Annotated in this window: 14 protein-coding genes; 4 read left to right on the top strand and 10 right to left on the bottom strand. The window is 75.0% G+C overall.

Annotation, left to right across the window (positions count from 1 at the left end):
- Positions 1-26 precede the first annotated feature (26 nt).
- The 3 genes from F1C15_RS13370 to ubiE form a co-directional block, all read right to left on the bottom strand.
- Positions 27-1,403, bottom strand: coding sequence for an FAD-dependent oxidoreductase (locus F1C15_RS13370; protein WP_056052984.1), 1,377 nt, complete (start codon positions 1,401-1,403; stop codon positions 27-29).
- Positions 1,404-1,522: 119 nt separating this feature from the next.
- Entirely contained in the window at positions 1,523-2,608 is a 1,086-nt protein-coding gene (locus tag F1C15_RS13365) for a polyprenyl synthetase family protein (protein ID WP_056052981.1), read from the bottom strand.
- Positions 2,609-2,651: 43 nt separating this feature from the next.
- Positions 2,652-3,386, bottom strand: coding sequence for a bifunctional demethylmenaquinone methyltransferase/2-methoxy-6-polyprenyl-1,4-benzoquinol methylase UbiE (ubiE, locus tag F1C15_RS13360; protein ID WP_056052980.1), 735 nt, complete (start codon positions 3,384-3,386; stop codon positions 2,652-2,654).
- A 52-nt stretch (positions 3,387-3,438) separates the two neighbouring features.
- On the opposite strand from ubiE, the gene F1C15_RS13355 reads away from it, so the two are divergent.
- Together F1C15_RS13355 and F1C15_RS13350 are read left to right on the top strand one after the other, a co-directional pair.
- Positions 3,439-4,671 (top strand): isochorismate synthase MenF, encoded by a 1,233-nt coding sequence (locus tag F1C15_RS13355; RefSeq protein WP_185231760.1) that lies wholly within the window; start codon positions 3,439-3,441, stop codon positions 4,669-4,671.
- Complete coding sequence (locus F1C15_RS13350) at positions 4,668-6,134, top strand: MFS transporter (protein ID WP_185231758.1); 1,467 nt, start codon at positions 4,668-4,670, stop codon at positions 6,132-6,134. Before F1C15_RS13355 ends, F1C15_RS13350 begins: the two co-directional genes overlap by 4 nt.
- 33 nt (positions 6,135-6,167) lie before the next feature.
- Here the strand turns inward: F1C15_RS13350 and F1C15_RS13345 are convergent, their stop codons facing one another.
- The 3 genes from F1C15_RS13345 to F1C15_RS13335 form a co-directional block, all read right to left on the bottom strand.
- A complete protein-coding gene (locus F1C15_RS13345; RefSeq protein ID WP_185231756.1) occupies positions 6,168-7,019 on the bottom strand; it encodes a PPK2 family polyphosphate kinase in 852 nt (283 codons plus the stop codon).
- Positions 7,020-7,110: 91 nt separating this feature from the next.
- A complete protein-coding gene (gene menD / locus F1C15_RS13340; protein WP_255465607.1) occupies positions 7,111-8,784 on the bottom strand; it encodes a 2-succinyl-5-enolpyruvyl-6-hydroxy-3-cyclohexene-1-carboxylic-acid synthase in 1,674 nt (557 codons plus the stop codon).
- A gap of 172 nt (positions 8,785-8,956) precedes the next feature.
- Positions 8,957-9,316, bottom strand: coding sequence for a PLD nuclease N-terminal domain-containing protein (locus F1C15_RS13335; protein WP_056055651.1), 360 nt, complete (start codon positions 9,314-9,316; stop codon positions 8,957-8,959).
- A 107-nt stretch (positions 9,317-9,423) separates the two neighbouring features.
- On the opposite strand from F1C15_RS13335, the gene F1C15_RS13330 reads away from it, so the two are divergent.
- Positions 9,424-9,774, top strand: coding sequence for a DUF4229 domain-containing protein (locus tag F1C15_RS13330; protein ID WP_185231754.1), 351 nt, complete (start codon positions 9,424-9,426; stop codon positions 9,772-9,774).
- Here F1C15_RS13330 and F1C15_RS13325 read toward each other — a convergent pair.
- From F1C15_RS13325 to F1C15_RS13310, 4 genes are all read right to left on the bottom strand, one after another.
- Positions 9,771-10,715: a 1,4-dihydroxy-2-naphthoate polyprenyltransferase gene (locus F1C15_RS13325; protein WP_056052963.1), complete on the bottom strand. Its 945-nt coding sequence runs from the start codon at positions 10,713-10,715 to the stop codon at positions 9,771-9,773. The genes F1C15_RS13330 and F1C15_RS13325 overlap by 4 nt on opposite strands.
- A gap of 31 nt (positions 10,716-10,746) precedes the next feature.
- The gene (locus F1C15_RS13320; protein ID WP_185231752.1) at positions 10,747-11,886 is read right to left on the bottom strand and encodes an AMP-binding protein; all 1,140 of its coding nucleotides are present in this window, start codon (positions 11,884-11,886) and stop codon (positions 10,747-10,749) included.
- A gap of 28 nt (positions 11,887-11,914) precedes the next feature.
- Positions 11,915-12,823, bottom strand: a complete 909-nt coding sequence (locus tag F1C15_RS13315; protein ID WP_056052957.1) for a 1,4-dihydroxy-2-naphthoyl-CoA synthase — start codon at positions 12,821-12,823, stop codon at positions 11,915-11,917.
- 115 nt (positions 12,824-12,938) lie between these two features.
- The gene (locus tag F1C15_RS13310) at positions 12,939-13,352 is read right to left on the bottom strand and encodes a hypothetical protein (RefSeq protein ID WP_185231750.1); all 414 of its coding nucleotides are present in this window, start codon (positions 13,350-13,352) and stop codon (positions 12,939-12,941) included.
- 42 nt (positions 13,353-13,394) lie between these two features.
- On the opposite strand from F1C15_RS13310, the gene F1C15_RS13305 reads away from it, so the two are divergent.
- Entirely contained in the window at positions 13,395-14,408 is a 1,014-nt protein-coding gene (locus F1C15_RS13305; protein WP_185231748.1) for an o-succinylbenzoate synthase, read from the top strand.
- Positions 14,409-14,427 lie beyond the last annotated feature (19 nt).

Genomic DNA, 14,427 nt, shown 5'->3' with positions numbered 1-14,427 from the left:
GCGTCGAGGTCGACAGGGCGGGTCGCCTACGCGTCGGCGGACTCCACGGCCCGCGAGACGCGCACCATCTCGTCGCGCTCGACGACCTTGACGCGAGCCCGCTCGTGCTCGTGCGCCGACCCGAGCGCCTGCTCGTGCTCGTCGAGGCGGTGCCAGCCCTCGAGGTCGGTGTAGGCCACGCCGCGCTGCGCGAGCAGGGCCGGCATCGCGTCCTCCGACGGGTCGGCGGGCTGCCACCAGCTCGCCTGGTCGTTGATGACGTGCGCGACGGTCTCCATCGCGTCGGACTTCGTGTGCCCGATGAGGCCGACCGGCCCGCGCTTGATCCAGCCGGTGGCGTAGACGCCGGGGACGATCTGGTTCTCGTCGTCCATCACCTGGCCCTCGTGGTTCGGGATCACGCCGCGACGCTCGTCGAACGGGATGCCGTCGAGCGGCGAGCCGAAGTAGCCGACGGCGCGGTAGATCGCCTGCACGGGCACGTCGCGGATCTCGCCGGTGCCCTCGACGCCGCCCTGGCCGTCGGGCCGGGTGCGCTCGTACCGGAAGGCGGCCACACGGCCCTGCTCGTCGCCGACGACCTCGACGGGCTTGGCGTAGAAGTGCAGGTGCAGGCGGCGCGACGCCGTGCCGACCTCGCGCTGGCGCCACTGGTTGAGCACCTTGTCGATGACGAAGACCTGCTTGTTCGTCGCGATGGCGGTCTTCGACGCCTCGTCGTGGTCGAAGTCCTCGTCATGGACGATCATGTCGACGTCGCGCACCTCGCCGAGCTCACGGAGCTCGAGCGGGGTGAACTTCACCTGCGCGGGCCCGCGGCGCCCGAAGACGTGCACGTCGGTGATCGACGACTGCTTGAGCCCCTCGTAGACGTTGTCGGGGATCTCGGTCGGCAGCAGGTCGTCGGCGTGCTTCGCGAGGATGCGCGACACGTCGAGCGCGACGTTGCCGACGCCCACCACGGCGACCGACTGCGCGTCGAGCGGCCACGTGCGCGGGAAGTCGGGGTGGCCGTCGAACCAGCTCACGAAGTCGGCGGCGCCGTAGCTGCCCTCGAGGTCGATGCCGGGCACGTCGAGGTCGGCGTCCTTGATGGCGCCGGTCGAGAAGATCACGGCGTTGTAGTGCGCCTTCAGGTCATCGAGGGTGATGTCGACGCCGTAGCGGACGTTGCCGAAGACGCGGATGTCGCCGCTGTCGAGCACGTCGCGCAGCGCGTTGACGATGCCCTTGATGCGCGGGTGGTCGGGGGCGACGCCGTAGCGGACGAGGCCGTAGGGCGCGGGCAGCTGCTCGAAGAGGTCGATCGACACGTCGAAGGCCTTCTCGGCCTTGAGCAGGATGTCGGCGGCGTAGATGCCGGCGGGGCCGGCGCCGACGATGGCCAGACGCAAGGTGGTCACGGGGGTTCTCCCTCTGGTGGGTGGCGCGGGGGTGCCGGCCGGTGGTCGGTGCGGGGCACCGCAGGTCGTGGTGGTGCTGTCGTGGTTCGGAGCCGAGGCCCCGGGAGGCGCGGTGCCGGTCAGGCGGAGCGCTCGACCACCCGGTCGGCGAACCGGGTCAGTGCCTTCTTGACCGGCCCGGACGGCAGGGGCGCCAGCGCCTCGAGGGCCTCGTTGGCCCAGCGGTGCGCCTCGAGCCGGGTGCGCTCGGTGACCTCGTGCTCGCGGAGCTGGCGCACGATGTCGGCGAACGCCTCCTCGTCGACGCGGGGCGCCTCGTCGTCGTCGGCCTGGGTGACCTCGACGACGCGCTCGATGAGGCCGAGCAGGGCCGCGGCCTCCATGTCGGTCTGCGCCTCCTTGCGGAGGTACAGGAGCGGCAGGGTGACGACGCCGGCCCGGAGGTCGGTGCCGGCGGCCTTGCCGGTGTGGTCGGCGGGGTCGGAGAGGTCGATGACGTCGTCGATCAGCTGGAACGCGATGCCGATCTTCTCGCCGAACGTCGCGACGGGCTCGAGGTACTCGCGGGGAGCGCCGGAGAACATCACGCCGGCGCGGGCGGCCGTCGAGATGAGCGAGCCGGTCTTGTCGGCCAGGACGTCGATGTAGTGCGCGATCGGGTCGTCGTCGGCCTTGGGCCCGATCGTCTCGTGCAGCTGGCCGAGGCAGAGGCGCTCGAACGTCTCGGCCTGCAGCAGGATCGCCTCCTGGCCGAGGCCCGAGACGATCGTGCTGGCGCGGGCGAAGAGCAGGTCGCCGCTGAGGATGGCGACGTTGTTGCCCCAGACCGTCTGCGCGCTCGGCACGCCCCGGCGCATCTGCGCCTCGTCCATGACGTCGTCGTGGTACAGCGATGCCAGGTGGGTGATCTCGGTCGCCTGCGCCGAGGCGACGATGCCGGGGGTCGCCCCCTCGCCGAGCTGGGCGATGAGCAGCGTCAGCGTCGGCCGCACGCGCTTGCCGCCGGCGGCGAGCAGGTACCGGGTCGTCGCGTCGGCGATCTCGTCGGCGAAGGCGATCTCGCGCAGCAGGCCGGCCTCGACCAGCTCGAGGCCGTCGTCGACGGCCGCGACGAAGCGGCGCTCGGCGGGCGAGGCGAAGAGCTTCTCGCCGAGGCCCAGGCTCGCGCTCAGGGAGTTGCGGGTCAGCGGCACGCTCGGGTTCATGGGGTCACCTTGTCGTCTGGTCGGGAGGACCGGCGTGGGTCGGTTACTTCGCCGTCGAGGACGAGGAGGCGCGCGAGGGCGTCGAGGAGGGCTTGCGACCCCGGTGCAGGGCCACGATGCCCGCGCTCAGGTTCCGGTGCGCCACCCGGGTGAAGCCGGCGCCGCGCAGCCACTGGCTGAGCACCTGCTGCTCGGGCCATTTCTCGATCGACTCGGCGAGGTACGAGTACGCGGGGCTGTTGCTGCTGGTGACCTTGGAGATCAGGGGCAGCCCGACGCGGAGGTACGCGTGGTACGCCGCGCGGAGCAGGCCGAACGGCGGCGTGGAGAACTCGCACACGACGAGGCGGCCGCCGGGCTTGAGCACGCGGTGCATCTCGGCGAGCGCGACCTTCGGCCGGTTGACGTTGCGGAGGCCGAACGAGATGGTGACGGCGTCGAAGGTGTCGTCGTCGAAGGGCAGCGACTCGGCGTCGCCCTCGACGAACTCGATCTCGGGGTGGCGCTGGCGACCGACCTCGACCATGCCGTGCGAGAAGTCGAGCGCGATCACCTCGGCCCCGCGGCGCGCGATGGCGACGGAGCTCGTCCCGGTGCCGGCGGCGATGTCGAGGACCTTGTCGGCCGGGCCCGCGCCGATGGCCTTCACGGTCGCGACGCGCCACAGGACGGCGTTGCCCGCGGAGAGCACGTCGTTCGTGCGGTCGTAGTGCTGGGCGACGCCGTCGAACATGGACGCGACCTCGCTGGGCTGCTTGTTCATATCGGCCTTGGTCACGATGGTCGATCCTACCGGCATGCACTGGGCGCTGCCCGAGTAGGCTGACGCGGTGGATCTCCCGTCGCCGCGCGTCCCCTCCCTCTCCGTCCGCACCACCCGGATCGACCACATCAGCCCCCTGCTCGACGTCGTCGACCGCAGCTCCCCGCTCGTCTTCGTGCGCGGCGGCGCCGGCATGGCCGGCATCGGCGAGGCCGTCCGGCTCGAGTTCTCCGGCCCCTCGCGCATGCGCGACGCGGCGGCCGCCTGGCGCGAGCTGGCCGGCCGGGCGACCGTCGACGACGAGGTCCGCGTGCCGGGCACCGGCCTGATCGCCTTCGGCTCGTTCGCCTTCGACGACGAGTCCGCCGACACGAGCGTGCTGATCGTGCCGAGCATCGTCATCGGCCGCCGCGACGGCGTGGCGTGGATCACCCGCGTCGACGGGGCCGAGCTGCCCGCGGGCACTCCCGTGGGGGCCTCGGTGCGCCTCCGCCTCCGGGAGGGCGAGCTGTCGGCCGCGGGCTACGCCGACGCCGTCGCCCGGGCCGTCGACGCCATCGGCGCCGGCGACGTCAGCAAGGTGGTGCTCGCCCGCGACCTCGTCGGCCAGCTGCCGCCCGAGGCCGACCTGCGCCTCGTCGCGGCCACGCTGCTCACCGCCTACCCGGACTGCTACGCGTTCGCGGTCGACGGGCTGATCGGCGCGAGCCCCGAGACCCTCGTGCGCTCCGAGCGCGGCGAGGTCTCCGCGCGCGTGCTCGCGGGCAGCGCCGCGCGGGGCGTCGACGCCGTGAGCGACGAGCGCGCCGCCCACGCCCTGGCCACCTCGCCGAAGGACCTCGACGAGCACGCCTTCGCGCTCCGCAGCCTGCTGCTCTCGCTCGGCCCGCACGCCACCGACGTCGTGACGGGCGAGCAGCCCTTCACCCTCAAGCTGCCCAACCTCTGGCACCTGGCGAGCGACGTGCGCGGGCGCCTGACCGACGGGTCGAGCTCGCTCGACCTGATCGACTCGCTGCACCCCACGGCCGCCGTGGCCGGCACGCCGACCCGCGAGGCGCTCGCGCTGATCCGCGAGCTCGAGCCGTTCGACCGCGGACGCTACGCCGGGCCGGTCGGCTGGGTCGGCGCCGACGGCGACGGCGAGTGGGCGATCGCCCTGCGCTGCGCGCAGGTCTCGCCCGAGGGCGAGGTGCGCGCGTTCGCCGGGGCCGGCGTCGTGGCCGAGTCCGTCCCCGAGCGCGAGGTCGCCGAGACCACCATGAAGTTCCAGCCCGTCGTGCAGGCGTTCTCGCAGTGACGTCACCGGGGGCACGAGGGGGCGCGGGGCAGGACGCTCCGCAGGGGGCCGGAGCCGGGGAGGCGCGGGCCGGCCAGGGCTGGTCGCGACCGGTCGCGCTCGTGGTCGCCGCGGCCTTCTTCATGGAGAACCTCGACGCCACGATCCTGTCGACGGCCACCGCCTCCGTCGCGGCCGACTTCCGGGTGCAGCCCGCGCAGCTCGGCATCGCCGTCACCGGCTACCTCGTCGCCGTCGCCGCGTTCATCCCGCTCGGCGCGTGGCTCGCGGAGCGGTGGGGGGCCCGACGGGTGTTCCTCGCCGCCGTGGTGCTCTTCACGCTCGCGTCGGTGGCCTGCGCGCTGAGCGGCGACCTCGTCTCGCTGACGGCGTCGCGGGTGGTGCAGGGCCTCGCCGGCAGCATGATGGTGCCGATCGGGCGGCTGATCGTGCTCCGCAGCACGGAGAAGTCCGAGCTCATCCGCGCCATCGCCTACCTGACCTGGCCGGCGCTCGTCGCCCCGGTCGTCGCACCGCTGATCGGCGGGCTGCTGACGGAGCACCTCGGCTGGCAGTGGGTCTTCCTGGTCAACGTGCCGGTCGGCGTCGCCCTCCTCGTCGTCGCGTGGCGGGTCGTGCCGAGCCCGGAGCCGGGCGACCCCCAGCCTCTCGACGTCGTCGGCCTGCTGCTCGTCGTGACGTCGATCGTCTCGCTGGTGGTCGCCTTCGACCTGCTCGGCGCCCCGTCGACGGTCGCCGTCGGCGTGGCCCTCGTGGCCGTCGCGCTGCTCGCCGGCGTGGCGGCGGTGCGGTGGTTCCGACGTGCGCGTCACCCGCTGCTCGACCTCGCGGCGTTCCGCATCGGCTCGTTCCGCGTGACGAACCTCAGCGGCTCGCTCTACCGCGCGGTCGTCAACGGCGTGCCGTTCGTCGTGCCCCTGCTGCTGCAGGACGGCTTCGGCTGGTCGCCGGTCGAGGCCGGCGTGATGCTGATGTGGGTCTTCGTCGGCAACCTGGCGGTCAAGCCGCTCACGACTCCCCTGCTGCACCGCTTCCGGGTCGTGCCGATCATCGTCGTCGCGACCGTCGGGCTCGCCGCGACCTTCGTCGCGACGGCGCTCGTGCGGCCCGACGACTCACCGGTGCTGGTCGCGGCGGTGCTGCTGCTGAGCGGCGTGTTCCGCTCGGTGGGCTTCACGGCCTACAACACCCTGCAGTTCGCTGACGTGCCCGCGCCGATGATCGGCCCGGCGAACGCCATCGCGTCGATCACGAGCCAGCTCGCCGTGGGCCTCGGGGTCGCCGTGACGGCCCTCGCCGTCCGCCTCGCCGACCTGGCGGCCTCCGCCGACGGCGGCTCCGACCCGGCGACCGGCTACCAGGTGGCCCTCGTCGTGCTCGCGGCGCTCGCCCTGCTCAGCCTGCCGGAGGGCCTCCGTCTGCCGCGGGGAACCGGCGACGCCCTCCGGAGCCGCGCCTCCTGACGGAGTGGCCCCCGAGGGCGCTCCGCCGACGGATCAGGTGGAGGCGAGCCGGACCTTCTCCAGCTCGACGTCGTACGGCGCGGCCGGCCACTGCGGGTCCCGCGCTCGCAGGGCGGCCGTCAGCAGCCGCTGCACGGCGACGCGGGCGTACCACTTGCGGTCGGCGGGCACGACGAACCACGGCGCCGCCTCCGTGCTCGTGCGCCGGACCGCCGTCTCGTACGCCTCCTGGTAGTCGGACCAGAGCAGGCGGTCGTCGAGGTCGCCGGGCACGTACTTCCAGTGCTTCTCCGGGTCGTCGAGACGGGCGCGCAGCCGCTCGCCCTGCTCGTCGCGCGAGATGTGCAGCATGACCTTGACGATGGTCGTGCCCGACTCCACCAGCTCGCGCTCGAAGGCGACGATGTCGTCGTAGCGCTGCTCGACCTCCTCGGGCGACGCGAGGCGGCGCACCTTGCCGATCAGCACGTCCTCGTAGTGCGAGCGGTCGAAGACGCCGATCATGCCGGGGCCGGGCAGCTCGCGGCGCACGCGCCAGAGGAAGTCGTGCGCGAGCTCCTCCTCGGTGGGCTGCTTGAACGCGTGGTGGGCGACGCCCTGCGGATCGACGGAACCCACGACGTGACGGACGACACCGCCCTTGCCCGAGGTGTCGGTGCCCTGCAGCACGAGGAGGACGGAGCCCTGGTCGCCGCCCGTCCGGCTGCTGGCGAAGAGCCGCTCCTGGAGGTCGCTCAGCGCCTCCCGGCCGGACTCGAGCACCTGCCGCGCGTAGCCCTTGTCGCCGGCGAAGCCCGGCGTCGACCGGGGGTCGACGTCGGCGAGGGCGAAGTCGGTGCCCGCACGGAGGATCTCGGCGGGCTCGGACGTCCAGGTGGTGGCCATGCGGCCGAGCCTACGTGCGGCGGGCGGGCAGGGGCCGGGCGGAGTCGCGGTGCGGCCGCCGAGTCCGGGCACGCCCGTCGGCCGCGGGGCGTCAGCGCGCGAGCGGGACCTCGATCAGCACCGGGCCGTCCCAGCGGCGGGCGAGGGCCTGGTCGAGCTCGGCCCGCGTCGCGGCCCGCACGTGGTGCCAGCCGTAGGCGGCGGCCAGGGGGGCGAGCTCGACGCTCTGCGGGGTGAACTGGACCCGGGTCATCGCGTCGGCGGGGGCCGTCGCGGCCACCTCGAGGCCGTCGAAGATCGTGCCGCCGCCGTCGTTGCCGACGACGACCTGCAGCCGGGGCCGCACCTCGCCGTCGCCGAGGAGCAGCGAGCCGACGTCGTGCAGCAGGGTGAGGTCGCCGAGCAGCACGCGCGTCACGCCCGGGCGCGCCTCGTCGAGCTGGCTGGCGAGGGCGATCCCGGTCGCGGTCGCGACCGTGCCGTCGATGCCGGCGAGGCCGCGGTTCGCGTGGACGGGCACCTTCTTGCCGGGCACCACCTCGTCGACCTCGCGGATGAGCCGCGAGGCGCCGAGCACGAGCCGGTCGTGCGGCCACGTGACGCGCCAGAGCGTCTCGGCCAGGGCACGCCGCGTGACCCCGCGGCGCAGCAGCTGCACCTCGCCGCGGAGGAACTCCGCCCGCACCGAGGCGTCGTCGCTCGTCGCGGCGTCGAGGTCGGGCGCCTGCTCCTGGTCGCCGACGAGCGCGCGGCCGGCGTGGACCCAGCGGCCCACCCAGGCCCGGTGGGCGCGGTCGTCGGGGGCGCCTCCCCCACCGGGGGCGACCTCGACGGCGGCGACCACGGTCGCGCGGCGGCTCGGGTCGTAGGCGTCGGCGGTGCGCCCGCGGACGACGACGACCTCGACGTCGGGGCGCGCCAGCAGGGCGGGCACCTGGCGGGTCAGGGTCGGGTGGCCGACGACCACCACGCGGCGGACGAGCCCGCCGAACTCCGCGTCGGCGAGCAGCGTGCGCCAGCCGAGAGCGAGGTTCGGCCCGAAGTGCGCGCCGCTCGAGACCTCGGCCACGAGGGGGGCGCCGAGCTCGCGGGCGAGGCGCTCGGCGTCGGGACCGGCGTCGTGGCCCGCCACGACCAGCGTGGCCGGGTCGTCGTCGACGGAGAGCAGGCGGGCGGGCCCCGCGGAGGGGCGGGTCACCTCGCCCGGGCGGGCCGCGGGCAGCGTCGTCACGGCCGCCGAGAGCGGCTCGCGCAGGGCGACGTTGAGCTGGACCGGGCCGGGAGTGTCACGGCCGTCGTCGCCGCCGACCCCGAGCGAGGCCGCGACCGCCGCCCGGGCGAGCCGACGGACGGCCTCGACGTCGACGTCGCCCTCGGAGGGGGCCTCGACGTCGCGCACCCACGGGACGGCCGGGCCGAAGAGACCGGGCTGCACGGTCGTCTGGTTGCTGCCGACGCCCCGCAGCTCGACCGGCCGGTCGGCGGTGAGGAGGACGAGCGGCACGCCGGAGTGGTGGGCCTCCAGGACGGCCGGGTGGAGGTTGGCCACGGCCGTGCCGGAGGTCGTCACGACCGCGGTCGGGCGGCCGGTCTCGACGGCGAGGCCCAGGGCGGTGAAGCCGGCGCTCCGCTCGTCGATGCGCACGCGGAGCCGGAGCCGGCCCGCCCGCTCGAACTCGGCGGCGGCGAGCGCCAGGGCCTGCGAGCGCGATCCGGGGCTGAGGACGAGCTCGTGCACGCCCGCGTCGACGAGCGCGGCGAGCAGCGCGACGGCGTAGTCGGTGGCGACGCTGCCGGAGCGCTCCGCCGGGAGGCCGTGAGCGGTGCCGGTCTCGACGGGCCTGGAGGCGGCCCCGTCGGTGTCGGCCTCCGCCTCGCCCCGGACGGCGTCGTGGTCGTCGGGCAGCACGGAGCCCGAGGAGTCGGTGCTCACGGCCTCAGGCCGTGCCGGTCTTGTCGTCGTTGTCGAGCTCGGAGAGCTCCTGCTCGAGGCGCCGGATGCGCTCGTCGGTGGTCTCCCGGTCGAGGTCGGTGACCGTCGCGGCCGAGCGGCCGGAGAAGTCGGGGTCGTCGTCGGGGGCGATGAAGCGACGCTGCGGGCCCCGGCCCGCCTTGCGGGCCCGGCCGAGCAGGAACCACAGTACGGCGCCGACGACGGGCAGCAGGACGATGATCGCTGCCCAGAGGGGCTTGTTCAGCGCCCGGAACCGGCTCGACTCCGCGAAGAGGCAGTCGACGAGGGCGTAGATCACGAACGCCGACGCCGCGACGACCGCCACCACCCAGAACTTGACCATGGCGACGATCATAGGCGTCGCTCCCGGGGGTCGGCTGGGCACGCGACGCCCGGTGCCGGAGAGCGGCCCACGGCGGGCGCACCGGCGGCCGCGGCTAGGATCAGCGCGTGAAACCCTGGGTCAAGTACACGGTCCTGCGCCTCGGCATCTTCCTCGTGGCGCTGGTCCTGTTCGTGCTGCTGCTGCCGAACCCCTACCTCGCGACCCTGCTCGCCGCGGTGGTGGCGTTCTGCGTCTCGTACATCTTCTTCGCCGGCCTGCGGCGCGAGGTCGCGCTCGAGCTGGCCGATCGTCGCTCGCGGCCCGAGCCCCTCGACCGCGACACCCTGGCGGAGGACGACGACCTCGCCGAGCAGGACGCCCGTCTGGCCGAGGCCGACGCCGCCCCCGCTGCCCCGGACGACGCCGGGTCGCGCCCCGCCGACGACCGTCCCGAGGGCCCCGCCCGCGGCGCCTAGGCGAACAGCACGGCGGCGAGGGCGAGCCCGTACAGGAGCGCCGTGAGCGACGCCAGCTGCAGGGCGAGGATCAGCTCCTTCGGGGTCTTGCCCGTGACGCCGATGACGGCCGCGGGCACGGCCGTCAGCAGCGTGAAGTACACGTACGGCGCGTGGAAGTACAGGAAGCCGAAGTACACGAGGATGAGGAACGGCAGCAGCAGGAACGACGCGTACAGCGCGCGGGCCACCGGGTCGCCGACGACGACCGCCAGGGTGCGCTTGCCGGCCGCGCGGTCCTGGGGGATGTCGCGGATGTTGTTGACCATCAGCACCGCGCAGGCGAACAGCCCGGCCGAGACGCCCGCGACCCAGGCGTCGGCGGGGAAGCGCCCGAGCTGCACGAAGGTCGTGCCGACCGTCGCCACGAGGCCGAAGAAGACGAAGACGAAGACCTCGCCGAGCGCGTTGTAGCCGTAGGGCCGCTTGCCCCCGGTGTAGAACCAGGCGGCGACCACGGCGGCGGCGCCGACCGCCAGCATCCACCACTGCTGCGTGAGCACGACGACCGCGACGCCGGCGACCGCGGCGACGGCGAACGAGACGAGGGCGACGCGCAGCACCGTGCGGGGCCGGACGGCGCCCGAGCCCGTCAGGCGGGCCGGCCCGACCCGGAACTCGTCGGTGCCCCGGATGCCGTCGGAGTAGTCGTTCGAGTAGTTGACGCCGACCTGCAGGAACACCGCGACGGCGAGGCAGAGCAGGGCGAGCAGCAGGTCCCAGTCGCCGTTCGCGCGGGCGACCCCGGTGCCGAGGGCGACGGGCGCGACGGCGAGCGGCAGGGTGCGGAGCCGGGCCCCGCCGATCCAGTCGCGGGCCGTGACCCGACGTGCGGGCTGCTTCCCCGGGCGGCCGCCCGGTCGTCCGCTGCGCTTCGTCCTGGATGTCGTCGTCTTGGCCACCCGACGAGTGTAGTTCCCGCCCCGATCGCGGTCAGGGCGCGACGAGGCGCTCCAGCGCGAGCCGGTCGGGCTTGCCGCTCGGCAGCAGGGGCAGCCGCTCGACGACCACCACCCGGTCGGGCGCGGCGCCACGGCCCGCCTCGGCCACCACGGCGGCGCGGAGCTCGGCCAGCGTCCCGCCGTCCGGGCCCTCCCCCGCGCGCACGACGACGGGGACCTCGCCCCAGCGCTCGTGCGTCGACCGGACGACGACGGCCCCGGCCCAGCCCGGCAGCTCGCGGACGACCCGCTCGACGGCGCCGAGCGACACCTTCTCGCCGCCCGAGACCACGACGTCGTCGAGGCGCCCGGTCACCGTGAGGAGGCCCTCGTCGCTCACCGTGCCCGCGTCGCCCGTGCGGTACCAACGCCGCCCGTCCCGCTCGACGAACGCGGCGGCCGTCCGGGCCTCGTCGTCGAGGTAGCCCTCGGCGAGCGACGGGCCGGAGAGCTCGACCTGGCCGCCCACCACGGCCACCCGGGCCTGCCCGACCGGACGGCCGTCGTACACGCAGCCGCCGCCCGTCTCGCTCGACCCGTAGGTGCGCACCAGGGGGACGCCGGAGGCGCGGGCCCGGTCGACGACGGAGGCCGGCGTCGCCTGCCCGCCCACCAGCACGGCCGTGAAGCCGCGGAGCGCCGCGGCGACGCCCTCGTCGTGCTCGGCGGCGTCGAGCGCGGTCACCAGCTGCGCCGGGACGAGCGAGGTGTACCGCACCGGGTGCGTGAGGCGGGCGGCCGCCCGCGCGAACGTCGCGGCGTCGAAGTGGCCGGGCGCGAGCAGCTCCGGCTCGGTGCCGGCGGCGATCGAGCGCACGAGCACGTTCGTGCCGGCCACGTAGTGCGCGGGCAGGGCGAGGAGCCACTGCCCCGGCCCGCCCAGCGCCCCGTCGGCGGCGGCCGCGCCGGCCAGGAGCGCGTCGGTGCCGAGCGCGACCCGCTTGGGCCGGCCGCTCGAGCCGCTCGTCTCGATCACGAGGGCGACCGGCAGCGGCACGGTCGTCGGCAGGTCGGCCGGCACGACGTCGTCCGTCCGCGGGGCGACGGCGGGGCCGCCCGCGAGCGCTGCCCGGAGCGCGAGCAGCACGCGCTCGGGCGAGCGGGCGTCGACCGCGACCAGGGGCCGGGTCATGCCCCGCGCCTCCCCGGCCCCGCCGCCCTCAGTACTGCCACGGGAACGGCGACCAGTCGGGCTCGCGCTTCTCGAGGAAGGAGTCCCGGCCCTCGACGGCCTCGTCGGTGCCGTACGCCAGGCGCGTCGCTTCGCCCGCGAAGACCTGCTGGCCCACGATGCCGTCGTCGGTCGCGTTGAACGCGAACTTGAGCATGCGGATCGCGGTGGGCGACTTCGTGAGCACGACGCGCGCCATCGCCAGCGCCTCCTTCTCCAGGTCGGCGTGGGGCACGACGCGGTTGACCGCGCCCATCTCGTGGGCACGGTCGGCGCTGTACTCCTCGGCGAGGAAGAAGACCTCGCGGGCGAGCTTCTGGCCGATCTGCTTCGCGAAGTAGGCGCTGCCGTACCCGGCGTCGAACGAGCCGACGTCGGCGTCGGTCTGCTTGAACCTGCCGTGCTCGCGGCTGGCGATCGTGAGGTCGCACACGACGTGCAGCGAGTGGCCGCCGCCCGCGGCCCACCCGGGCACCACGGCGACGACGACCTTGGGCATGAAGCGGATCAGCCGCTGCACCTCGAGGATGTGGAGGCGGCCGGCCGAGGCGGGGTCGGCCACGTTCGCCTCGTCGCCCTCGGCCTTGTAGCCGTCGCGGCCGCGGATGCGCTGGTCGCCGCCGCTGCAGAAGGCCCAGCCGCCGTCCTTCGCGCTGGGGCCGTTGCCGGTCAGCAGCACGACGCCGACCCGGCTCTGCTGCCGGGCGTGGTCGAGCGTGCGGTAGAGCTCGTCGACCGTGCGCGGCCGGAAGGCGTTGCGGACCTCGGGGCGGTCGATGGCGACGCGCGCCACGCGGCCCTCGACGTCGAGGTGGTACGTGACGTCGGTGAGGTCGGCGAAGCCGGGCACCTCGCGCCACTCGGTCGGGTCGAAGAGGTCGGAGACGGTGTCGCGCATGCCCGCCAGCCTACGACCGGCGGCGGGGACGGGGCCTCGCGCGGGGCCTGCGCTCGGAGCAGGGCCCGGCCGGGAACGGGCCCTCCGCGACGGCCGCGTCCCCGGCTCGACGGGCCTAGAACTGCGGCAGCGCGCGGCCCAGCAGGTAGACGAAGACGAACGGGTTCGCCAGCACGCAGACCAGCACGGCGGCGACGCCCTGCCAGCGGCCGCGGCGGAGGGCCACGGCGACCAGCGCGACGACCCCGACGACGACCGAGGCGAGCATCGTGACGAGCGCGATCGAGGCGGCCGCGGCGACGAGGTCGGCGGCGAGGAGGCCGACGGCCAGGCCGTCGAGCGCGAGGAGGAGGAGGCCGAGGCCGAGGGTCACGACGCCGAGCCGCCGGCTGCGGGCCGGCTGGGCGGCCTCGTCGTGAGTGGCCTCGTCGAAGACGGTGAGGCCGTCGTCGGCGGCGGCGGAGCCGGGCTGCCCGGAGCGCTGCCGGGCGTCACGGGGCTCGGTCGGGTCGGTCTCGGGAACGGCCATGGTGACCGACCCTAGCGGCCGACCCGGTGACAGACTGGAGACGTGCCGAGCGTCGTACCTGCCGTCCTCCCGCCCGTCGGCGAGCTGCTCGACGGCGCCCACGTCGTGGCCCTCCCGCTGCGCACGCGGTTCCGCGGCATCGTCGTGCGCGAGGCCCTGCTGGTCGAGGGGCCGCGGGGCTGGACCGAGTTCAGCCCGTTCGTCGAGTACCTCCCGGCCGAGGCCGCCACCTGGCTCGCCGCCTCCGTCGACTTCGGCTGGGGCGCCCCGCACGTCGTCCGGGCCGACACCGTGCGCGTGAACGCGACCCTGCCCGCCGTCGGCCCTGCCGAGGTCCCCGGCGTCCTCGCACGCTTCCCCGGCTGCCGCACCGTGAAGGTCAAGGTCGCCGACCGCACCCAGACGCTCGCCGACGACGTCGCCCGCGTCGCCGCCGCCCGCCGACACGTCGGCCCCGAGGGCCGCGTCCGGGTCGACGCCAACGGCGGCTGGTCGGTCGACGAGGCCGAGGAGGCGCTGCTCGCGCTGGCCCCGTACGCCCTGGAGTACGCGGAGCAGCCGTGCGCCACGGTGCCCGAGCTCGCCGAGCTGCGACGCCGCACGGCCGGCCTCGGGGTCCTGGTGGCGGCCGACGAGAGCGTGCGGCGAGCCGACGACCCCCTGGCGGTCGCCCGGGCGGGCGCCGCCGACCTGCTCGTGATCAAGGCCCAGCCGCTCGGCGGGATCCGTGCAGCGCTCGAGGTCGTCGAGGCGGCGGGCCTGCCCGTCGTCGTCTCGAGCGCCCTCGACACCTCCGTCGGCCTCAGCACGGGCGCCCACCTCGCGGCGGCGCTGCCCGGCCTCGAGCACGACTGCGGCCTCGGCACGGCCGCGCTCCTCGCGGCGGACGTCACCCGGCAGCCACTGCTCCCGGTCGACGGGGCGATCGACGTGCGCCGGGTCGAGGTCGACCACGACCTGCTGCGCGAGCACGCCGCCCCCGACGAGAGGGTGCGCTGGTGGCGTGAGCGGCTGCGGGCCTGCCACGACGTGCTCTCCGCGACCCGCGACTCCTGAGGGTCCCGGCGCCGGCCCG

The organism is Frigoribacterium sp. NBH87 (genome assembly GCF_014217665.1).
GTDB classification, from domain to species: Bacteria; Actinomycetota; Actinomycetes; order Actinomycetales; family Microbacteriaceae; genus Frigoribacterium; species Frigoribacterium endophyticum.
The sequence above is the reverse complement of the archived record's forward strand: the minus strand, read 5'-3'. Positions and strand labels throughout refer to the sequence as shown.